Below are 22,491 nucleotides of genomic sequence, written 5' to 3'. Positions count from 1 at the left end.
ACGCCTAATTTTAAAATTCACAGGGCAGACTTTGATAAAATATCTACTTTTTAAATATTTGCGTTTTGACAAATCCCAGCCATTTATCACGCTTTCTGCGATTTTGGCGTTTTTGGGCGTGAGTATTGGACTAATGGTGCTAATCATCGCAATGGCGATAATGAACGGTTTCGATAAAGAATTTCAACGCAAACTCTTTACGATGAATTATCCTATCACGATACACAGCCAGTTTCGTGGTGGTATCACAAACGATGATGTCGAAATTTTAAAGGGTGATTTCCCAAATTTAAAATTTAGCCCATATATCAGCTCGCAAGTCATCGCCAAAAACGGCGATAGATTAGAGGGTGGAATAATCTTTGGCGTAAATTTGGCTGATGAAATTCAAATAAACTCAGTCGTCGCACAGGGGGCGAAAGACGCGAATTTGAGCGAATTTGGCATTATGGTCGGTAAGGGCATAAAGGACGAATTTATGCTAGATATGGGCGATAAAATCACAATGATTTTTACCAAAAACGACCCAGGCGGATTTGCGCTGATTCCTAAAATGAAGCGATTTGAAGTGCGCGCTAGCTTTGATTCTGGTTTGATTGCTTATGACAAGGCGTATTCTTACGCGAGCGTGGGCGATTTGGCGAAAATTTTGGGCTATGACGAGGGGCGATATGACGGGGTGCATGTTTTCTCAGACGATCCATTTAAGGATTTAGAAATCATTAAAGAAAACCTCCCGCCGAGCGCGCGCGCTGTTGGCTGGTGGCAACAAAACGGCAACTTTTTCTCAGCCCTTGCGCTTGAAAAACGGGCGCTTTTTTTGGTGCTTTTGCTAATAATCTTAGTGGCTAGCTTAAATATCGTTAGTTCGCTTTTGATGACCGTGATGAATCGTCGCCAAGAAATCGCGCTTTTGCTTAGCCTTGGAGCGAGCAAAAAAGAGGTGAAAAAGACATTTTTCTCGCTTGGGGCGACGATTGGCGGAAGCGGAATAATTTTTGGCCTTATTTTAGGGCTTTTTGGGGTTTGGTTGCTTGGAAATTTCGATATCATCGACCTGCCAGCCGATGTTTATGGAAGCAGCAAACTGCCTATGGAGCTCTCATTTAGCGATTTGATTTCTACCGTGGTAGGAGCTGTGATAATAGTAGCGCTCTCATCGTGGTATCCAGCCAAAAAGGCCACCGAAGTCGATGTTTTGCAAACTTTGCGTAATGAATAATTTAAATTTAATAAAGGAGAATTTATGAAAAAGTTAATTTTATGCGCCCTAGTGGTTGGGTTTTTTATCGGTTGTGCTGGCACAAAAGAGCCGGGCGTGAGCGAGAGCGCGCCAATCGAGCAGAAAAAAATCGAGCCAAATTTCAACCAAAATAGCGCTGGTTGCACCACGGGTTGTATGGACGCCGTAATCAAAGCCCAAGAAGCAAACAAAAATATAAAAAGATAAATTTCAATGGTAGTTTTTAACTACCATTTCCACTTAAAATTCCCAAATTTAGCCCAAAAATAAATCTGATTTTTATTAAATTTAAGGTAAAATTGAAGCTTAAATTTTTATTTAAAGGTTTTTTATGACTTTAATCGACGGAAAAGCGATAAGCGCAAAGGTCAAAGAAGAGGTAAAAATCGCAGCCAAAGAGCTTAGTGCGAAGAGTGTAACTCCGGGGCTTGCGGTGATTTTAGTGGGCGAGGACAAGGCTAGTGCTACTTATGTGGCTAGCAAAGAAAAGGCGTGCATAGCGTGCGGGATAAATTCTTACCCATATCATCTAAGCGCGCAAACTACCGAAACTGCGCTATTAGAGCTAATTGATGAGCTTAATGCTGATGAAAATGTCGATGGCATACTTGTCCAACTTCCACTTCCAAAACACATTGATACAAATAAAATTTTAGAAAAAATCGATCCTAGCAAAGATGTCGATGGATTTCACGCTGTAAATGTCGGCAGGCTAGTTAGCGGATTAGAGGCTTTTGTGCCATGCACGCCACTTGGCATTATGCGACTTTTGGCTGAATACGGCATAGCGACAAACGGCGCAAACGCTGTGGTAATTGGCAGAAGTAATATAGTCGGCAAACCTATGGCAAATTTGCTTTTAAACGCGAATTCTACCGTTACTATCACACACTCTCGCACCAAAAATTTAGCCGAAATTTGCTCGCAGGCTGATATCTTAGTCGCAGCGATTGGAAAGCCAAATTTCGTAACCCCTGACATGGTAAAAGATGGCGCAGTGGTCATTGATGTAGGCATAAACCGCCTAGAAAACGGCAAACTAACTGGCGATGTGGATTTCGACGCAGTCGCGCCTAAATGTTCATTTATCACGCCAGTTCCTGGTGGCGTGGGTCCTATGACAATCGCAATGCTACTTCAAAACACAATCACATCGGCGCGCAACCGCCTAAAAAGAAGCAAATAAATGAAATTTTTAGGTTCGCTTTATCGCTTTTCATCTAGCTGGGTTGGCACGATTTGTATTGTGCTTTTTATCATACTTTTTGTGGCGCAAGCTTTTGTGATTCCGAGCGGTTCGATGAGAGTTACGCTTTTGGAGGGCGATTTTTTGTTTGTGAAAAAATTTAGCTATGGAATACCAACCCCTCATATCCCATTTATCGAGGTTCCAGTAGCCCCTGATAGCGACGGAGACGGACATTTGTTTCAAGGCAAACGCCCACAGCGTGGTGATATCGTGGTATTTCGCTATCCAAAAGATGAGAAAATTCACTATGTCAAGCGAAATTTCGCCGTTGGTGGAGATGAAGTGATTTTTGATTTAGATAATTTCTACCTCAGACCAAATGAAGGCGATGAATTTATAGAACAAAACTATGATAAAAGCGATATTGTCATCTTAAACGGACAAAAATATGTCAAAGAGCCGTATAAATTCAAAGGCATAAACTACAATCCGCATTTTAGAAACGCCATGCGGGCAAGTATGCTTGGAAATTTAGAGCGCAAAAGCCTAGCAATGCGCCCTATAATGGTGGCTGAGAGTGAGAAGGTGTATGAATACGGCAGTGTGAAATTTAACGCATTTTATATCAAAGTTCCGCAAGATGAGTTTTTTATGATTGGCGATAACCGCAACAACTCGGGCGATAGCAGGTATTGGGGCACCGTGCCGTATCGCCTAATCGTAGGCAAGCCGTGGTTTACTTATTTTAGTATCGACCCGGATAAAAAAATCCGCTGGGAGAGAATAGGGCGTTTCATCGACACGCTTCAAAGCGATGAGAGCTTGATTTATGAGCAAAAATAAAGGGAAAATATGCAGATAAAAAAGGTTTTTATTGCGGGTGATCACGCTTCGCCGGCTGTGAAGGAAGAGGTCAAAAAAATAATTGCAAATTTGGGCTATGAGTTCGAAGATTTGGGCACAAATGACGAAAATATCAGCGTGGATTATCCTGATTTCGCGAAAATTTTGGCTGATAAAATTTTGGTTGAAAGCAAAAATTTAGTTAGCGCAAATGGCGAGCAAAATGGCGAAATTATAGATAGCACAAAATTTGGAATTTATGGAATTTTAATTTGTGGCACAGGCATTGGGATTTCGATTGCGGCAAATCGCCACGCACATATTCGTTGCGCGCTTTGCCACGATAGCTTAACTGCTAGGCTTTGCAGGGAGCATAATAACGCAAATGTGCTTGCATTTGGCGCAAGAGTGTTAGGAATCGCAGAGATTGAGGATATGATAAAGACATTTTTTGGCACAAATTTTAGTGGCGGCAGACACGAAAGACGCGTGAATAAGCTAGGCGTGATTGCCTGTGATGTGAGCGCAAAATAGGGCGAGATATGATAGTGGTTTTTGAAATTTTAAGCTTTGTTTTGGCTGTATTATTGGTGCTTTCGATCCGTAAAAATATGAAAATTTACGATAAATTGGCAAAATGCGAAGACGAAATTTCAAAACTAAAAGAAAATCAAGAAAAGCTAAAATCTGCGTTGGAGCTTGGCATACAGGCCTTGCAAAGCGACGAAGCAGAAAAGTTAAATTTAAGATTGCAAAATGCAAAATTATTAAAGGATAGAGGATGAAAACTTTAAGCAATGATGATAAAGCTTATCTTTTTAAATCATTAAGGACTATCGAGGATTTCCCTAAACCTGGGATTTTGTTTTACGATGTAACGACACTTTTGGGCGATAAAAAGGCATTTAGCTTTTTGCTAGATCATCTCGTAGATCGCTACAAGGATTATGAACTTGATTATATCGTAGGGATTGAGAGCAGGGGGTTTATCTTTGGTGCGGCACTTGCGGCTAGGCTAAATTTGGCTTTCGTGCCGATTCGCAAACCAAAAAAACTTCCATATATCACCATTTCGCAAAAATACTCTCTCGAATACGGCTTCGATCAAGTTGAAATGCATGTTGATGCCTTTGACGCAGTCGCAAACGCGCAAAACCGCAAAGCCAGAGTGCTTTTAATCGACGATTTAATCGCTACTGGTGGCACTGCCAAAGCCGCGCTTGATTTGATTGCACAAACAAATGCTGATTGCGTGGAAGCGTGCTTTTTGCTAAATTTGCGCGCATTAAACGATTTGGGCGAATTTGAAGCAAGAACGAAAGTTTATTGTGTTTTAGAGGCTTAGTTTGGAAGAAACGCTCAAAGAATTTCTAACCCAGTATCATCAATACGCTTATATCGTGCTTTTTGCGTGGTGCGCATTAGAGGGCGAAATCGCGCTAGTTTTGGGCGGGATTTTGGCGCACGAGGGGCATATAAATTTACCACTTGGTATTTTTGTCGCGGCGTGTGGGGCGTTTGCGGGCGATCAATTTTATTTTTATATCGGCAGGTATAATAAAAACTACATTAGCAAAAAACTCGCCACCCAACGGCGCAAATTTGCTATCGCGCACCTGCTTTTACAGCGTTGGGGCTGGATTTTGATATTTATCCAGCGATATATGTATGGTTTGCGTATGATAATTCCGATGAGTATCGGCATTACCCGTTATAGTGCCAAAAAATTTGCATTTATCAATTTTTTGAGTGCGATTGCATGGGCTAGCATGACGATGATACCTGCGTGGTATTTCGGCAAGCAAATTTGGCAAGCGATAAATTTGATCGAGCAATACTGGTATTTTGCGATACCGCTGATTGCCGGAATTGTCTTTGGGTTTTATAAAATTTTTGCAAGATTAGAAAATCATTTTATAAATTTAAGAAAGGATAGAGATGAAAGTAACATTATTGAATCAAAATTTTGACGCGATAAATGCGGATTTTGAAGTGATTTTTATCGTCAGTGGCGACACGGCTCACCGCTTTGTCAAAGACGGCGATAAATTTGATTTTTTTGATTACAAAGGCGAGGGAAATTTGCTTTTAAGCGAGCAAAAAAGGCTATATATAGGCATAAAAGCTCTAGAATACGATCGCGTGAGAGTGGGCGTGGCACAGGCATACAACACGCTAAAAAATCTTAAAATTTCAAATTTTAAAATCGCATTTTATGATTGTGGTTGCACGAAAAAAAGCGCAATGGCTATGGCTGAGGGCGCAGTGTTGGGCGCGTATGAGTTTAACAAATACAAAAGCGAAAAAAAATCCTACACTCTAAATGAAATTTTTATCGCTAGCGATACATACACAGGCTCTACGCTAGAAGCCGATAAAGCTGGTCGTGGCGTGAAATTTGGCACTATTATGGCGGACGCGGCGAATTTCGCCAAAAACGGCGTCAATGAAATCCCTGAAATTTACACTCCGCATAAAATGGCAGACGAGGCTGAAATTTTGGCTTCAAACTACGATGATGTCAGCGTAGCTGTGTATGATGAGAGATTTTTAGAAGAAGAGAAAATGAACGCGTTTTTGGCTGTCAATCGCGCCTCAGCTCATCGCCCACGCCTAATCCACCTTACCTACAAACCTGAAAAATGCCTTCAAAAGGTCGTTTTTGTGGGCAAGGGTTTGACCTATGATAGTGGCGGACTTAGCCTAAAACCGAGCGATTATATGCTCACAATGAAAGCCGACAAAAGTGGCGCGCTTGCAGCTATGGCGATTATCAAGGGCGCTGCCGAGCTTGATTTGCCTTTTGAAATCCACGCTATCATCGGTGCTACCGAAAACATGATAGGCGGCAACGCCTACAAACCAGACGATGTGCTAATCTCTCGCTCTGGCGTGAGTATCGAGGTGCGAAACACAGACGCAGAGGGCAGGCTAGTGCTGGCTGATTGTCTAAGCTACGCTCAGGATTTAAACCCTGATTTGCTAATCGATATGGCGACGCTTACAGGGGCTTGCGTAGTGGGACTTGGCGAATACACAAGCGGAATTTTAGGAAATAACGAAGAGTTAAAGCTAAAATTTAAAAATTTAACCAAAGCTAGTGGTGAGCTTTTCACGATTTTAGAATTTAATGATTATTTGCGAGAACTTATCAAATCAAATATCGCAGATGTCTCAAATACAGCGTCTAGTAGATACGGTGGCACGACCACAGCGGGGCTTTTCCTTGATAAATTTATCAAACCTGAATTTAAAGACAAATGGCTCCACCTCGATATTGCAGGCCCAGCCTATGTCGAAAAAGCGTGGGGATATAACCAATTCGGCGCGACAGGTGCGGCAGTTAGAGCAAATCTATACTACCTAATGGCTCTGCAAAAAGAGCTAGAAAAGAGGGGCTAATGGGGCTTTCTGTTGGAATCGTAGGTTTGCCAAATGTGGGCAAATCTACCACTTTTAATGCGCTAACAAAGGCGCAAAATGCCCAAGCGCAAAACTATCCATTTTGCACAATCGAGCCAAACAAGGCTATCGTGCCAGTGCCTGATACTAGGCTTGATGAGCTAGCCAAAATCGTAAATCCAGAGCGTATCATGCACTCGACAATCGAATTTGTCGATATCGCTGGACTTGTAAAGGGTGCTAGCAAGGGCGAGGGTTTGGGAAATAAATTTCTCTCAAATATCCGTGAAGCTGAGATTGTTTTGCATATAGTGCGTTGCTTCGAAGACGGCAATATCACGCATGTCGAGGGCAGTATCGATCCGATCCGCGATATCGAAATCATCGAAACTGAGCTTGTTTTAGCTGATATCGAGCAACTGGGCAGAAAAATCGAGCGGCTAAACAAAGAGGCCAAAGCAAACGCCAAAGGCGCCAAAGAGGCCTTTGCACTCGCAAATGAGCTTTTAGAGCATTTAAATTTAGGCAAACCTGCTTCAAATTTCGCAGACAAAGACAGCGAAGTCTTTGCGAGCTTAAACAAAGAGTTGCGCCTGCTTTCTGCAAAAGAGGTGATTTATGGCGCAAATGTCGATGAGGACGGCATAGCGCAGGATAATGAGTATGTAAAAGCCGTAAAAGAGTATGCAAATGCGCGAAATGCCGAAGTTATCAAGCTTTGCGCTAAAATCGAAGAGGAATTAATCGGTCTAGGTGATGATGAAGCGCACGAAATGCTTCAAAGCCTAGGCGCGGAAGAAAGCGGACTAGATAATATCATCAGAAGATCTTTTGCGAAGCTAAATTTGATAAGCTATTTTACCGCTGGGGTTATGGAAGTGCGCGCATGGACGATAACCAAAGGCTGGAAAGCGCCAAAGGCGGCTAGCGTGATACATAATGATTTCGAGCGTGGCTTTATCCGTGCAGAGGTGATTAGCTACGATGATTTCGTGGCGTGCGGTGGCGAGGCTAGGGCAAAAGAGGCAGGAAAAATGCGCCTAGAAGGCAAGGATTATGTCGTAAATGATGGCGATGTAATGCATTTTAGGTTTAATGTGTAATTTAATTTTTTTTTGAAATATGCAAATTTTGATTTTTTTTCTTAAAATTTAAGTTTTTTTACATTAAAATCACTTGAAATTTTTGAAGTAAAATTTGCAAATTTATCTAAAATTTATGGTAAATGGGCGCGTGTTATCTTTCTATTTACTTTTTTTAGGTATTTTTTGATTTTATTTTTAAGGAGTTAAAATGAAAAAGTTTTTAGGTCTTTTGGCATTAGCAGGCGCAGTGACTTTTTCTGGTGCTAACACACTAGAACAAATCAAAGCGAGCAATACGCTAAGAATTGGTGTAGGTGAGCACGATGCTCCAATGAGTTCTATTTCAAAAAGTGGCAAATTTCAAGGTTTTGAAATTGAATTGGCGAAAGAACTAGCAAAAGCTATTTTAGGTGACGGCGGTAAGGTAGAATTTGTCGCTGTTAAAGATGCTGAGCGTATGGACGCAGTAACTCAAAACAGAGTTGATTTGCTAATCCACAATTATTCAAGAACACCTGAGCGCGAGAAATCAATGGACTTTTCTATGCCTTATCTTTCAACAACGGATGCTGTTGTTACTAAAAAAGATTTAGGTGTCCAAAGACTAAGCGATTTAAGAGGTAGAAGAGTTCTAGTTGTTCCAGGCACATCAGCTGAAGTCGCTCTTAACAAAGAACCACAAATCCAACAAGTTCCTTGCTCTACATCAAAAGAGTGCTTGGATAAATTAAGAGCTGGCGAAGCTGACGGCTATGCTAGAAAAATTACTGCAATCGCTACTATTCCTTTTGTTGATGATAGATTTGAGCTTGCTATCAAACGCATAGGAGCTATCGCTTTCAACTGCGTAGGCACTCAAAAAGGCAACCGCGATTTAATGGAAATCGTAGATAGCAAAATCCTATCTCTATCACAAGAAGGCTTCTTTGCAGATATGTATGAGCAAACTTTCGAGCTATTCTATCGTGGTGAGCTAGAAGAGAAAATGTTCGTTCTAGATGATATTTATGAAGCATTACTATAATTAGTGCTTTTTGATACTATACTTGGGCGCCTTTTTTAAGGCGCCTTTTTTTATGGCTGAAAATTTTATTTGTCCAATCTGCCATTGCGATAAAACTAAGTTTTTGAGGCAATTCAGTGAAATTCTTTAATCTCTAATCTGTCATTGCGAGAAACGGCGCAAGCCGTTTCGTGGCAATCTATGAGTGAAAAATTTAAGGTCAGTATTTTTGCAAATTCACCGCAAAGAATTTTAAACTCGTAGATTGCTTCGTCGCTGTTTCACAGCTCCTCGCAATGACAAAAAAAGTGTCATTGCGAGAAAACGAAGTTTTCGAAGCAATCCAGTAAAATTTATAGAGAATTTCAATTTATCAAATTTATCTGAATTTCCCTGGATTGCTTCGCTACGCTCGCAATGACAAATCAACGCGCATTTCGGGGCAGTATTTCAAACTTGCGGTAGCGGAAATCTCGTAATGACATTAAATTCCCAAATTTATTAAATTCAAAACCAAATTATGCTATAAACTTCAAATTTTTACAATCAAAATTTTAGGATTAAATATGAAAATTTTAAAAAGCACAGATAGCAATTTCGCGCAAGAATTCGAGGCTCTGGTAAATCGTGGCAATATGGACATGCAAAAGGTAATGCCGATCGTAAGCGGTATCATTGATGATATCAAGGCGCGCGGTGATGAGGCGCTAAACGAGCAAATAGCCAAATTTGACAAATGGGAAGTTAATGGAAATTTGGCGATTTCGCAAGATGAGATGAAAAAGGCTTTCGACGAGCTAAGCGACGAGCTAAAAACCGCGCTTAAAGTGGCGTATGATCGCATTTATGCCTATCACGAAAAACAGCTCGAAAAAAGCTGGATTGATTTCGGCGCGCACGGCGAAATTTTGGGTCAAAAAATCACGCCCGTAGATCGCGCGGGGCTGTATATCCCAGGTGGCAAGGCTGCTTATCCTAGCTCACTTTTGATGAACGCAGTGCCTGCAATCGTCGCAGGTGTCGCTGATATCACGGTCTGCACCCCTGCTGTGGGCGGAGTGGTAAATTCGCTTCTTCTTGCTGCCATGCATGTGCTAGGAATCAAAAAAGCCTATAAAGTAGGCGGTGCGAGCGCAGTCGCAGCCATGGCGTATGGCACGGAAACGATAGAAAAGGTCGATGTCATCACAGGCCCCGGAAATATTTTCGTAGCGACGGCTAAAAAGCTCGTTTTTGGCGATGTAAATATCGATATGATAGCAGGTCCTAGCGAAGTGGGCGTGCTAGCAGATGCGAGCGCGAGTGCGTATCACACGGCTGTGGATTTGCTAAGCCAAGCCGAGCACGACGAGATCGCAAGCAGTATTTTGGTAAGTGCAGATGAGAAATTTGCCCTTGCTGTAAAAGATGAAATTTATAAAATTTTGCCTACATTAGAGCGCGAGAGTATCGCTAAAAAGAGCATTGATGACAAGGGTGCGATTATCATCGCGCGAGATTTCGACGAGGCGATAGATTTGATGAACGACCTAGCCGTCGAACACCTAGAAATCGCCATGGACAACGCCTACGATTACCTTGCGCGCATTAAGCACGCAGGCGCGATTTTCTTGGGTCATTACACGCCTGAGGCTATGGGGGATTATTTGGCGGGGCCAAATCACACTTTGCCGACAGGTGGCAGTGCGAGATTTTTCTCACCGCTTGGGGTTTATCACTTCATCAAGCGAAGCTCGATAATCGCGCTAAATAAGGGCGCAATCGACGCTCTGGGCGAGGCATGCATGGCACTAGCACAGGCTGAGGGGCTCACAGCGCACAAAAAATCGGTTGAAATTCGCTATAAAAAATAATGATTGAAAAAATTTTCAAATTTTTTCTTTGGGTTTTTGTTTTTATATTGGCTTTGAGCCTTGCTATGATTGTATTTTTTTATTTTCTGTTTTCGCCGCCAGCTGGGTGCGATCCACGCGAGCCCAGCGACGCTTGCGATTTGCAAATCCCAAACTACGAGCGCCAGTTTGCAGATACAAAAGCCAACCCTTTTCCGCAAAATTTAACCCCAAAGCCTATATTTTGGGAAAATGCGATTGATGGGGCATTTCCTGATGCCATTAGCGTGCCTTATATTTACTTGCGAGATAAGCATGGCGTGTGGCTTCGCTACAATGAGAGATTGTCGTTTGATTATCTTTTGGGCGAAGATATGCCGGGGGAGCATTATTTATACATAGAAGATGATTTTTCGCCAAGCGAGGAAGTGCGAAAAAAGGAGAAATTTTACAGGCACAAATCGTGGAATATCACCCTAAAAGAGGGCGCAAACGAAATTTACAAGCAAACTGCACATAAAATCACTAGACAATACATTGGCTCGTTTGATTTGCACTCAAACCCGGGCAGGACGGTGTGGTTTCCTAGCAGTGCCGAGCAAAATTTCGAGGCGATTTCAAGATTGCAAATCCCACTTGAAGCTTACGATTTCCCGCCTAAACTAAATATAAATACCGAAATAACGCCCCAAAAATACGGTAAATTTCGCGGAGATAGCGAGGTTTTGCCAGTAGATGAAAATGTCTATGAGATCAAAACCGCCCAAGGAGCGCAAAAAATCCGCACCTCAAATATGAGCAAATGGCCAGTAGAATACAAAAAACAAAAGGCGATTTGCGGGGATAAATTTTGCCTGTTTCTTTTCACCGATACGGATAAAGAGCATAAATATTGCGAAAATATAGGCAATGAAACAGCGATACTGTTTTTAAATTTAGAGCGCAAATTCACTTCCAGATCATATACCAATAGCCCGCTACATAGGACTAATGGCTATCATTTTGGGCTAAAAGAGGGCTACGAAATCGACGATATAGCCTCATTTGAGATGATACCAAGCGAGTTTGCGGAGTTTAGGAAAGAGCAACAACCCGATAAAATGACCTACAAAAATGTCCCAACTGGCGAAAAATTTATCGAATATGAGCTTAAAATTTACGCCAAAGACGGCGCGCTCATCAATCAGTATTGCGACCACTACTACATGCACAAACCAATAAGAGAGTTGCAATGAAAATAGGGCAAATGGGCAAAATTTTTTATATTTTGGTTGCGTGCGCTTGTTTGGCTGGCGCAAATGAGCAGAATTTTACGCAGAATTTATCACAAAATTTTACGCAAAATTTAAGCGAGAGTATTTCTGTGGATACTGCGCCCGAGAGCGTTTCTGTGGATACTGCGCCCGATACTGCGCCGAATTTGGACGCAAATTCTAGCAATGGTGTTTTTGTGGATACTGCGCCAAATTTTGAAATTTTCCACGACGAAAACGCTACAAACGAGCAAATTTCTAGCGCGCTAGACGCACTTTTGGATTTTGCGCGCGCAAATGCTGAGCGCATAAATGAGGAATTTGGCGAGTATGGCGAGCGGATTTTCACGCATTTTATCTATAATTCCAAAATTTCGCGCACAGGCAAATTTGACTTCGACAAAATCTCTGAAATTTTAAAATTCAGCCCGAATTTGAATTATAACGAGGGCGAATTTGACAATCCATTAAATATCGTAAATTCCTATGGTTGCGATATCGGCGCAGGTGTGGAAAATGACGAAAATTCCACTAAATTTGATAGCGAGGAGCTGTTTGCGCTAATGGATTTGCTGGTAAGCAGTGGCGCCAAACCCAGCGAAAATGACGCTAAAATGGCTAGTGCGTGCGATAATTTCGACGCGTTTGCATATTTTTTGGCTAACGGCGCACCGCTAGGAAATGGCGTGGTCGCTGATATCACTTCGAGCGAGGCGGAGTTTATCAAGGATCAAAATATCACGCTCGATTATCTTTTAAAAACCCCGCCAAGCGATCTTAGGCGCATTGCGCAGAGTTACGATTTTTCGAAATTTCACGCCGATAAAATGCGGTTTTTCGAGGAAAGTTTGAAGTATAAAGGGATAAATGAGCTCGATAAAAAGGAGCTTGAAGGCTTTATTAAATTTTCTGCGCTTATGGATAATTCGCTCGCGGTGCAGTTTTTGTTGGAGCATGGCATTTGCGAGAAAGACCGCCAAATGTGCGCTTATATGAAGGCGCAGGCGAAGTATTTCGAGGCTGAGAAAATCTCGGATATGCTTAGCTTGGAGCTGAAACATAAATTTTGAAATTCTGTGAAATTTGAAATTTCACGCTGGCGCAACCTTAAAATACTGCACCGAAAATAAAATTCGTCATTGCGAGCGAGTGTAACGAGCGTGGCAATCTACGAATTAAAAATTTAAGGTCAGTATTTTTGCAAATTTATTGTTAGGAATTTTAAACTCGTAGATTGCTTCGTCGCTTCGCTCCTCGCAATGACAATAGCGAGCATTTTTTCATAATCTGTCATTGCGAGACCACGCAGTGGTCGAAGCAATCCAGTAAAATTTAGAGAGAATTTTAAAATTTGTAATTATTGACAAATTTGTCTGTGAATTGAAATTTATCTGAATTTCCCTGGATTGCTTCGGCAAAGCGTCTTGACGCTTTGCTTTTGCTCGCAATGACAGCGAATTTGCATTTTGGTAATTTAAGCTTTGGCGATTGCTTCGCTTTCTACGAAAGCTCGCAATGACAAATTGGAAACAATGGAAATTCTCTGGATTGCTTCGTCGCTTCGCTCCTCGCAATGACAAAAATAACAATTCGTCGCAATGCGCTCGCAATGACAAAAATCGGGCAGTATTTAGGAACTTGCGGTAGCGAAAGCTCGTAATAACAAAAATAATGCTTCTTGCAATGACAAAGAATTTTCGGGCATAAAAAAAGCGCCGAAAAATTCGGCGCCGAAATAAAAATAATAGTAAAATAACGATTATTTATCGTGTGCAATTCTTTCTTTCATAGAGCAAGCTTTTTGGTGTCCTTGCTCGCAAGCCATTGATAGTGATAGCATTGCACGATCGTGATTATGCCATTTGCCGTCTAAAACTGAGTGGAAGATACCATCGCGGTAGCAAGCCTCAGCATATTTATGAACATTGCAAGTAGCATCATAATAAGTGTGAGCTTTGTCATAGTCTTTTGGCAAACCGTCTTCACCACGATAGTATTTCATACCAAGCTCAGTGCAAGCTTGATAATCTCCTGCTTGGCATTTAGCGTCCATTTCCTCTGCTATACCAGCGAATGCGCAACTCGCAAAACCAAATAGTGCTAAGAAAACTAGTCTTTTCATAACTTTCTCCTTGTAAAAATAATATGTGTTTCCTTTGGAACGCGTGATTATACACTAAAATAGTTATAATAGAGTTAAATTTTAATTAAATTTTATGTAAATTTAATAATTTGCGCCGAATTTTATCGGCGCAGTGGTAAAAACAGAGTAAAAATAATGATTAATTATCGTCTTTGATTCTCTCTGCCATTTTGCAAGCTTTTTCGTGACCTTGATCACAAGCCATTTTCAAAGATAGCATTGCGCGATCGTGATTGTGCTCTGCGCCAACGCCTACTGAGTGGAATATTCCGTCGCGGTAGCAAGCCTCAGCGTAATTGTGTTTATTACAAGTTTCATCATAATAACTATGGGCTTTTTCGTGGTCTTGTGGGAAGCCATCTTGACCGCGGTAGTATTTCATACCAAGCTCAGTGCAAACTTGATAATCTCCTGCTTGACATTTTGCGTCCATTTCCTCAGCTATACCAGCGAATGCACAACTCGCAACACCAAACAATGTTAAGAAAACTAGTTTTTTCATAACTTTGCTCCTTTTAAATAATATATTCGTTTCCTTTAAAACGGGGCGTATTATACTCCAAAAATTTGCCAATAAAGCTAAATTTTACTTAAATTTTTAGTAAATTCGACAAATTTTATTAATTTACTAGGTTTTTATGCGTCTAGTAAGTAGTAGGATATTTGTTCGTCCTTCAACATACGGATAAGATTTGTAGTCCCGCTTACACCTGTTGGATAACCTGCCGTCATGATATATGTTCCATCAAGCTTGATCGCGCCACAATCCACGCCGCTTTTGATAGCCTTTGCCATAAGCGTGTGAAGCTTGGCTTCCTCGGCGATAACTAAGCTTTGGCCTATACCCCAACAAAGCGTGAGATAGCGCGCTGTGTTTATATCGTGAGTAACGGCTAGGATATCTATATTTGGGCGATATCTCGCCATTTGCACGGCTAGTTTGCCAGAGGAGGTTAGGGCGATGATTTTATCCGCGTTTAGCTGACCTGCTAGCCTAACGGCAGATTCTGCCATGATATCGGTGCTATCGTGGTTTTCGTGCTTGAAGCGGTTGTAAGCGTAGATCTCTTGCGCTTCTAGTATCGTATGCGACATAGCGCGCACGACAGCGACTGGATTTATGCCTACTGCGCTCTCTTCGCTTAGCATTACAGCATCTGTGCCGTCAAGCACGGCGTTGGCGACATCGCTGATTTCGGCTCTGGTGGCTGTTTCGTTGCGCGTCATGCTAAGAAGCATTTGAGTGGCTGTGATGACTGGTTTGGCGGCTTCGTTTGCCTTTTTTATAATCAATTTTTGGATTGAAGGCACCTTGTAAAACGGCACCTCGATACCCAAATCGCCCCTAGCGACCATGATTCCGTCGCTCTCGTCGATAATGCTATCTATATTTTCCACAGCGTCAAATTTTTCGATTTTTGCCAAAACATGGGCGTGCGATCCAGAGGCGCGCAAAATTTTCTTTGCTTTGATTATGTCATTTGCGCTTTGCACAAAGCTAATTGCTACAAAATCCACGCCAAGAGTGGCGCCAAATTCCATATCGGCTCTATCTTTTGGCGTGATGACATCTATGCCAAGAACGGTATTTGGGAAATTTACACCCTTTTTCGAGCTTAGAGTGCCGTCGTTTTCGATGACGGTTTGGACGACATCGTTTCCGCTGTGAGCGACCCTAGCGCGGATTATGCCGTCGTAGAGATAGACATATTCGCCGGCTTTTAGCATAGGCAAAATTTGGGGTTGATTAATGCTAAGAGCGTAGTGGTGTGGGGCGATTTGGGTGCCGATTTGCTCTTTGGCGTAGATATCAAGCCTATCGCCAGCTTTTAGCTCGAAAGGCGTATCAAGCTCGCCAATGCGGATTTTTGGCCCACAAATATCTTGTAAAATTCCGATATGAAATCCGACCTTTTTCTCCACGCTACGGATTTTTGCGACATTTTGCGCGTGATATTCGTGCGAGTTGTGCGAAAAATTTAGTCTAAAAACATTGACCCCAGCCCTAACCATGGCTTCCATTATCTCTTCGTTATCGCTAGCTGGGCCAAGCGTGGCTATGATTTTTGCTTTTTTCATTAAATTTTCCTTTGTGTTGAAATTTGAAATTTAAAAGTAAAATTTATGCAGAAAAATTCTGCATAAATTTGATTATTTTACAAGTTCGTTTTCGAATTTTTCAGCGTCGAATTTTTTGCCCAAAAACGAGCAGATTGAGATAGCGTCGCGCTCTGCGTTGCCAAAACAGCTTGTCGCACCCGGGCTTGGAGTCATATTGAAAATTACGCCGTTATTATCGTCGATTCTAGCCTCGCCTAGAAGCAATTCAAGCTTGTCTTGGTCGATGATTTGGGCTCTGACGCCTCCAAAACCTTTGGCGTAGTAAATATCTTCTTCTCTAATGCTAGGTATGATTTTTTTGGCGTTTTTGACAAAGAGTTTTTTGCCTAAAACTGGGGCTTCAAACGCGATATTGCGCATTAAGAAATTTCGCACATCGCTATCGCCGAAATTGTTCCAAAATACCTTTGCGACCTTTGGCGTGAAATTTAGGGATTGGAAAAACTCAGGCACGGAGCGACAGCCTTTGTAACGCTCTAATTTTGGCATAGTTAGCGCAGTAGGGCCAAATCTCGTGCAACCATCAGCTAGCAGGTCAGGGTCTCCGTGAAGTGCGGCAAATGGGAGTTTTGGGTTTTGCACCATATAGACTTTGCCATTTAGTAATTTTTGTTTGGTTAGATAAAAGCTTCCAGCGATACAAATCGCGCTAAGGTTTTTGCCATAGCCCATTTTGTGCGCTAGCCACAGTGAGTGCGCGCCTGCATCGACTACAACGAAATCAGCGCTGACTGAAATTTTGTTTGCAGTGCGGATATAAAATTTATCGCCTACCTTTGTGATATTTTGAACCTCAGAATTTAGGTATAAATCACAAATCTTGCCCTTTGTTTTTTGCGCATTTTCGACTAGGGTATTTGTCATGGCGCCAAAATCAATCGTGGTGTATGCGCCACTTTGCACGCCAAGACCTGCGACATCTTCGGGGCGAGGGTTGCCATTGCTATCGAAAATGACCTTTGGCTCGATCTGTTTTAGCTTGTCTTTGTCATAAAATTCCAAATACGGATAAAGCTCTTTGAAAACCTCATAGCGATCTTTGATAAAAGCGACCTCGCTATCGCCCACGCCGATTGCCATTTTTTGCCCTTCAAAGATAAATTTACCGATATAATCGTGCTTTTTGCAGTATTTCGCAATCATATCGGCTGCGCGTTTGACCTTTTTGGCTTTGTCGATTGTGTAATTTGTCTCGATATCGCCACAATGGATCGTTTGCGAATTTGCCGTGCCTTTTGTATTTAGCGTGGCTAAACCCTCGTATTTTTCGATGATTGCGATGGATTTTATATCAGTGTATTGCGCCAAAGTGTATGCTAGCGCACCGCCAGAAATACCGCCGCCGACGATGACGACTTCGTAGTGTTTTTCTTGCATTTTCACCCCTTAAAAGTATGCGATATTTTGCAAAAATTTTACTTAAAAAAGTGTTAAATTTCGCCGAATTTATCGGAATTTCTTGGAGTTAAATTTAAGATTAAATTGTCATAAAATAACTAAGAATTTAAAAATTTCGCAAGGTTAAATTCCTTGCGAAATTTTATTTTTTCAAAGATTTGAAAAGCTCTACGCTATCGAGTTGCTCCCATGGGTATTTTGGGTTGCCAACTTGGCCGTAAGCAGCTACTTTTGCGTATAAAAATGTCTGGGCACTTGGTTTGTCTAGGCCGAATTTCTCGGTAATCCAGCGCGGAGTTAGGGCGAAATTTTCGAGGACAAATTTCGAGAGTGTATCATCATCAATACCAGCGTTTGTGCCCATACAATCGACACTCACGCTAACTGGTTTTGCTACGCCGATAGCATAGCTTAGCTGGATTATACATTTTTTCGCTAGCCCTGCTGCGACGATATTTTTAGCGATATAGCGCGCTGCGTAAAGACCTGAGCGATCGACTTTGGTGTAGTCTTTGCTAGATTGTGCGCCACCGCCGATTGGCGAATATCCGCCAAAGCTATCTACGATGAGTTTGCGACCAGTCAAACCGCTATCGTGAAGCGAGCTGTGATTTACATAGCGACCTGTTGGGTTGATATAAATTATGGTTTTTTCTTTTTGATAAAGCTCTTTTGGAAGACCTGCTGTGTCGATTAAATTTTGGATTAGTTCGCGCACATACTCGATACTCATACTCTCCACGCAAGGCGCGCTTACTACGATTGTGTGGATTGATTGCGGTTTGCAGTCTTCGAAATTTGACTTCGTGCCATAATCAAGCGTAACTTGTGTTTTAATATCCACGCCAAGCTGATTTGGGTGAGTTTTGGCATACTCATAAACCTTATCGCAAAGAAGCCTTGCATAAGTAATCGCTGCTGGCATGAAATTTTGCGTCTCCGAGCTAGCAAAGCCAAACATTATACCTTGATCTCCCGCGCCGATCTCGCCACTTTCTTGATCTACGCCTTGATTGATATCTGGGCTTTGTTGGTTTAGATATACATCGACCTCGACATCTTGCGGGTGTAGGCATTGCTCGCGGGTAAAAAATGGATTGTCATTGTAGCCAATGTCGCTAAGAGCGCGTTTGACGATATGGCGATAATCATCGTGGGTGAAATCGACCTTGGCATTTACTTCGCCGCCGATTACGATATGTTTTCCTGCTACGAAAACCTCGCTAGCTACGCGTCCTTTGGGATCTTTTTTTAAAATTTCATCGACAATTGAATCTGCGATTATGTCGGCGCATTTATCTGGGTGACCAGGGCTTACGACCTCGCTCGTGAATAGATACATTTAAGCTCCTAAAATTTTGAAAATTTTGGGCGTAATTCTAGCGTTTAATATTTAATGTAAAATGAAATTTTATTAAATTTTTAAAGAATTTAAATAATGTTAAATAAAAATTTAGATATATTGCGACAAATTTTACTCATTGAAAGGGAGGCAAGATGACTTACTTAGATAAGCTGATACAAAGTTACAGCAACAAAAGCCTGATAATGCGCATTATCATCGGACTTTTGCTCGGTGCTGCGCTAGGGTATTTTGCTAGGGTCGGTGTATCTGGGCTGGATTTAGACGGCGGTGAAACAAATGCGTGGAGTAATATCGCGAATTTGGCTAGATTGTTTGGTGATTTTTTCGTAAGTGCGCTTAAAGCTGTCGCCCCAGTGCTAGTTTTTATTCTAATTTTAAGTTCGCTTGTCAATAAAACTTTTGGAAGCACGACAGGACTAAAAAGAGTTATCGTGCTTTATATCGTAGGCACGCTTTTGGCTGCTTTTGTTGGCGTTGGAGTAAGCTTTATGTTTCCGACTCCGATTGCGCTTGATGGCGTTGACGCGGCAAACTCACCTGCACCTGCAAATGTCTGGGAAGTGCTAAAAACTACATTTTTCAAAATCGTTGATAACCCTGTAAATGCCCTTTCTAGCGGTAATTATGTCGGTATTGTCGCATGGGCGGTAGGACTTGGAATCGCGCTTAAATTTTGCACGAACGAAACCAAACGCTTCATCGGCGATTTAAGCGAAGGTGTAACGAAAATAATCCAAGTCGTAATCCAGCTTGCGCCAATCGGTATTTTTGGCATTATTACCTACACTGTGTATGATTTGGGCGTGGAAGGTCTAGCAACCTATGCTAAGCTTACAGGCGTGCTTGTGCTAGCACTTATTTTAGTAGCTGTTGTGGTAAATCCGCTAATCGTATTTTTCGTAACCAAGAAAAACCCTTTCCCTATCGTCTTTACCTGCCTTAAAGAGAGCGGAATTCCAGCGTTTTTCACACGCTCATCGGCTGCGAATATTCCTGTAAATATGAACCTTTGCAAAAAACTCGGCGTTGATGATGAGTTAAGCTCAATTTCAATTCCGCTGGGAGCTACCGTAAATATGGCGGGAGCCGCTGTGGTTATCGCTATTTTGGCACTTTCGACTGCATACACGCTAGGAATTCACCCTGATTTTGGCACAGCTTTACTTCTATGCGTAGTCTCAGCTGTGGGCGCATGTGGTACAAGTGGCGTGCCTGGCGGTTCGCTTATGCTTATTCCGCTTGCTTGTGCGCTTTTTGGTATCGACAACGATATCGCATTTAAGGTCATCACCGTCGGTGTCATAATCTCTGTAATCCAAGACTCAATGGAAACAGCCCTAAATAGCTCCACCGACGCACTTTTTACAATTATCGTTTCACAAACTTCAAAACATTAAAATTTAAAAATTTAAGCGACCAAATTTTTGGTCGCTTACCACTGTATAACTCTTTTTGGCTAGAATTGCGCCAAAAATTTAAAGGAAAAGTATGAATTGGGATTTGAGTGAATTGTTTCAAAACGAGGCAAAATTTGAACTTGCGATCGAAAATACGCGCACTAAGGCTAGCGAATTTGAGGCGAAATTTAGGGGAAATTTAGCGAATTTAACCTGCGATGAATTTTGCGAAGCATTAGGCGAATACGAGCGCATAAACGCGCAAATTTCAAAGATTATGAGCTTCGTGCATTTAGATTTTGCCAGAGATACTACGCGTGGGGCAAGGCAGGCCAAAGTGGAGCAAATCTGCAACGATATCGCCCAAAATTTGCTATTTTTCGAGCTAGAATTTAACGAGCTTAGCGAGGAGAAATCGCAAAATTTCATCGCGGGTAGTGGGCGTTTTGCTTACTATTTAAATTTGCTTAAAAAACACAAATCGCACCAACTAAGCCTGCTTGAAGAAAAGGTTTTGCTAAAAACGAGCGTGGTTGGCGCAGAGGCGTTTTCGAGGCTGTTTGATGAGAGTATGGCAAGGCTAAAATTTGACTTTGGGGGCGAGAAAATCAGTGAAGAGGAGCTTTTATCGCACCTTTACGATAGTGATAGAAATGCGCGCAAGCAGGCCGCAGCCTCGCTAAGTGCGGCCTTAGAGCAAAATTCGCACCTTTTAACCTACATTTATAATATGATAAAAACTAGCCTTAAAATCAGTTGCGAGCTTCGTGGATACGGCCAGGGCGAGCTAATCATGCACGAAGAAAACCAAATCGAAAAATCAAGCGTCGATGCGCTTATTAGCGCAACTGAGCGAAATTTTGATTTAGTGTGGCGCTACTATGATAAAAAACGCGAAATTTTAGGGGTTGAAAAGCTCTATGATTTTGATCGATACGCACCGCTAAATTTAAACGACGATAGCAAATTTAGCTTTGATGAGGCTAGGCAAATCGTCCTTGACGCCTTTGATAAATTTAGCCCTAAATTTGGGCAAATCGCAAAGGAAGCGTTTGCGAAAAACTGGATTGATGCAATGCCAAAGCCAAATAAACAAAGTGGCGCATTTTCGCACTCGGGTTCGGCTGATACGCACCCGTTTGTGCTACTAAATTTCACCGCCAAGCGTCGCGATGTATTCACCCTAGCGCATGAGTTAGGTCATGCAATCCACCAATATCTAAGCTACAATGCTGGATATTTTTACTCATTTACGCCACTTACCACGGCTGAGACAGCCTCTGTATTTTGCGAAATGCTAGTCTTTGACTATATGCTCTCGCGCGCGGATAAAAGCGTAGCAAAAGCCATGATAGCAAACAAACTCGAAGATATTTTTGCCACACTGTATCGCCAGATAGGATTTACGACATTTGAGCGCAGAATTCACGCCTCGCCTGATGAGCTAAGCACAGAGCAAATCAATGAAATTTGGCTAGAAGAGTCCAAAAAAATGTTTGGCGAGGCGCTAGAACTTAGAGATGAATATAAAATTTGGTGGAGTTATATACCGCACTTTATCCACACGCCGTTTTATTGCTACTCTTACGGCTTTGCGCAGTTGCTAGTTTTGGCGCTTTATGGGCTGTATAAAAGTGGCAAAATTTCAAATTTCGCCGAAATTTACACTGAATTTTTAAGTTCGGGCGGAAGCGATTCGCCTAAAAATTTAGTCGCAAAATTTGGGCTAAATTTAGACGATGATAAATTTTGGGAGATTGGAATTTCTCAAATTCGCTCCCTTGTTAGCGAGTTTGTAAAGGAGTAAAGATGATTTTAGAAAACGAAAAATTCATACAAAAAGAGATTGCGCATATAAAGGAAATTTTGGAGCTTTTTTTCGAGCTTGGCGAGAGTTTTGGCGTGGTAGCGCGCACAAGCGAGGTGAAATTCGACCCCGAACTTCCTAGCGAGATAAGTGCGAGCTTTATCAAAAAACCTGTTATTTTCTTCGAGCTAGAAAACTACACGCTTTCAAGCGCGCATATCCAAAAGGACGATTTGAAATTTGAAGCTGGTTTTGGTAGCGAGGATTTCGCAGCGGTCGTATCAATCCCGCTGTATGGGGTAATGGAGATAGTCCAAAATAATACCCCAGTGGCTGTAAATTTAGCCAAAATTGATAGCGAGTGGATCAAAAAAGAGAGATCTCGCAGAATTTTTGCTAGATAGGAAAG

22 protein-coding genes are annotated in these 22,491 nt (G+C 41.9%); 17 read left to right on the top strand and 5 right to left on the bottom strand.

Translation table 11 applies throughout. From position 1 onward, the window contains the following. Window positions 1-31 precede the first annotated feature (31 nt). From OFN91_RS02135 to OFN91_RS02070, 14 genes are all read left to right on the top strand, one after another. A complete protein-coding gene (locus OFN91_RS02135; RefSeq protein WP_270858822.1) occupies window positions 32-1,222 on the top strand; it encodes an ABC transporter permease in 1,191 nt (396 codons plus the stop codon). A 24-nt stretch (window positions 1,223-1,246) separates the two neighbouring features. Then, a complete protein-coding gene (locus tag OFN91_RS02130; protein WP_270870696.1) occupies window positions 1,247-1,450 on the top strand; it encodes a hypothetical protein in 204 nt (67 codons plus the stop codon). Between the two features lie 124 nt (window positions 1,451-1,574). Continuing rightward, on the top strand, window positions 1,575-2,429 hold the full coding sequence (gene folD / locus OFN91_RS02125; RefSeq protein ID WP_270873094.1) for a bifunctional methylenetetrahydrofolate dehydrogenase/methenyltetrahydrofolate cyclohydrolase FolD: 855 nt from the start codon (window positions 1,575-1,577) through the stop codon (window positions 2,427-2,429). Then, on the top strand, window positions 2,430-3,275 hold the full coding sequence (lepB, locus tag OFN91_RS02120; RefSeq protein WP_270873093.1) for a signal peptidase I: 846 nt from the start codon (window positions 2,430-2,432) through the stop codon (window positions 3,273-3,275). It begins immediately after the preceding gene. A 9-nt stretch (window positions 3,276-3,284) separates the two neighbouring features. Continuing rightward, complete coding sequence (locus tag OFN91_RS02115) at window positions 3,285-3,809, top strand: RpiB/LacA/LacB family sugar-phosphate isomerase (protein WP_270873092.1); 525 nt, start codon at window positions 3,285-3,287, stop codon at window positions 3,807-3,809. 8 nt (window positions 3,810-3,817) lie between these two features. Beyond that, entirely contained in the window at window positions 3,818-4,060 is a 243-nt protein-coding gene (locus OFN91_RS02110) for a hypothetical protein (protein ID WP_270873091.1), read from the top strand. Next, window positions 4,057-4,620, top strand: coding sequence for an adenine phosphoribosyltransferase (gene apt, locus OFN91_RS02105; protein WP_270864995.1), 564 nt, complete (start codon window positions 4,057-4,059; stop codon window positions 4,618-4,620). Before OFN91_RS02110 ends, apt begins: the two co-directional genes overlap by 4 nt. A 1-nt stretch (window position 4,621) precedes the next feature. Next, the gene (locus tag OFN91_RS02100) at window positions 4,622-5,245 is read left to right on the top strand and encodes a DedA family protein (RefSeq protein WP_270873090.1); all 624 of its coding nucleotides are present in this window, start codon (window positions 4,622-4,624) and stop codon (window positions 5,243-5,245) included. Continuing rightward, entirely contained in the window at window positions 5,214-6,677 is a 1,464-nt protein-coding gene (locus OFN91_RS02095; protein WP_270873089.1) for a leucyl aminopeptidase, read from the top strand. Before OFN91_RS02100 ends, OFN91_RS02095 begins: the two co-directional genes overlap by 32 nt. Continuing rightward, window positions 6,677-7,780: a redox-regulated ATPase YchF gene (gene ychF / locus OFN91_RS02090; protein ID WP_270873088.1), complete on the top strand. Its 1,104-nt coding sequence runs from the start codon at window positions 6,677-6,679 to the stop codon at window positions 7,778-7,780. Before OFN91_RS02095 ends, ychF begins: the two co-directional genes overlap by 1 nt. Window positions 7,781-7,970: 190 nt before the next feature. Continuing rightward, entirely contained in the window at window positions 7,971-8,786 is an 816-nt protein-coding gene (locus OFN91_RS02085) for a transporter substrate-binding domain-containing protein (RefSeq protein ID WP_270873087.1), read from the top strand. A 545-nt stretch (window positions 8,787-9,331) separates the two neighbouring features. Next, a complete protein-coding gene (hisD, locus tag OFN91_RS02080; protein ID WP_270873086.1) occupies window positions 9,332-10,618 on the top strand; it encodes a histidinol dehydrogenase in 1,287 nt (428 codons plus the stop codon). 65 nt (window positions 10,619-10,683) lie between these two features. Further along, window positions 10,684-11,832 (top strand): hypothetical protein, encoded by a 1,149-nt coding sequence (locus tag OFN91_RS02075; RefSeq protein WP_270873085.1) that lies wholly within the window; start codon window positions 10,684-10,686, stop codon window positions 11,830-11,832. Then, window positions 11,829-12,920 (top strand): hypothetical protein, encoded by a 1,092-nt coding sequence (locus OFN91_RS02070; protein ID WP_270873084.1) that lies wholly within the window; start codon window positions 11,829-11,831, stop codon window positions 12,918-12,920. The genes OFN91_RS02075 and OFN91_RS02070 overlap by 4 nt, the downstream gene beginning before the upstream one ends. A 689-nt stretch (window positions 12,921-13,609) precedes the next feature. On the opposite strand, the gene OFN91_RS02065 is transcribed toward OFN91_RS02070, so the two are convergent. The 5 genes from OFN91_RS02065 to metK all read right to left on the bottom strand — a co-directional run bounded on the left by OFN91_RS02065 (window position 13,610) and on the right by metK (window position 18,854). Further along, the gene (locus tag OFN91_RS02065) at window positions 13,610-13,972 is read right to left on the bottom strand and encodes a hypothetical protein (protein ID WP_270873083.1); all 363 of its coding nucleotides are present in this window, start codon (window positions 13,970-13,972) and stop codon (window positions 13,610-13,612) included. Between the two features lie 160 nt (window positions 13,973-14,132). Then, window positions 14,133-14,495, bottom strand: a complete 363-nt coding sequence (locus OFN91_RS02060; protein WP_270873082.1) for a tetratricopeptide repeat protein — start codon at window positions 14,493-14,495, stop codon at window positions 14,133-14,135. 134 nt (window positions 14,496-14,629) lie between these two features. Next, window positions 14,630-16,072 (bottom strand): pyruvate kinase, encoded by a 1,443-nt coding sequence (pyk, locus tag OFN91_RS02055; protein ID WP_270858905.1) that lies wholly within the window; start codon window positions 16,070-16,072, stop codon window positions 14,630-14,632. Window positions 16,073-16,144: 72 nt separating this feature from the next. Next, complete coding sequence (locus OFN91_RS02050) at window positions 16,145-17,491, bottom strand: FAD-dependent oxidoreductase (RefSeq protein ID WP_270873081.1); 1,347 nt, start codon at window positions 17,489-17,491, stop codon at window positions 16,145-16,147. 163 nt (window positions 17,492-17,654) lie between these two features. Then, window positions 17,655-18,854 carry a methionine adenosyltransferase gene (gene metK, locus OFN91_RS02045; RefSeq protein WP_270858903.1) on the bottom strand — a complete coding sequence of 400 codons (1,200 nt, stop codon included), beginning with the start codon at window positions 18,852-18,854 and terminating at the stop codon, window positions 17,655-17,657. Between the two features lie 155 nt (window positions 18,855-19,009). Here metK and sstT point away from each other — a divergent pair, with 155 nt between their 5' ends. From sstT to OFN91_RS02030, 3 genes are all read left to right on the top strand, one after another. Next, window positions 19,010-20,275 (top strand): serine/threonine transporter SstT, encoded by a 1,266-nt coding sequence (gene sstT, locus OFN91_RS02040; RefSeq protein WP_270861731.1) that lies wholly within the window; start codon window positions 19,010-19,012, stop codon window positions 20,273-20,275. A gap of 91 nt (window positions 20,276-20,366) precedes the next feature. Beyond that, a complete protein-coding gene (locus tag OFN91_RS02035; protein WP_270873080.1) occupies window positions 20,367-22,082 on the top strand; it encodes a M3 family oligoendopeptidase in 1,716 nt (571 codons plus the stop codon). A 2-nt stretch (window positions 22,083-22,084) separates the two neighbouring features. Further along, window positions 22,085-22,486 (top strand): hypothetical protein, encoded by a 402-nt coding sequence (locus OFN91_RS02030; RefSeq protein ID WP_270873079.1) that lies wholly within the window; start codon window positions 22,085-22,087, stop codon window positions 22,484-22,486. The last annotated feature ends 5 nt before the right edge of the window (window positions 22,487-22,491 follow it).

It is taken from the genome of Campylobacter sp. JMF_08 NE1, assembly GCF_027737875.1.
In the GTDB taxonomy this organism is placed as follows: domain Bacteria; phylum Campylobacterota; class Campylobacteria; order Campylobacterales; family Campylobacteraceae; genus Campylobacter_B.
The sequence above is the reverse complement of the archived record's forward strand: the minus strand, read 5'-3'. Positions and strand labels throughout refer to the sequence as shown.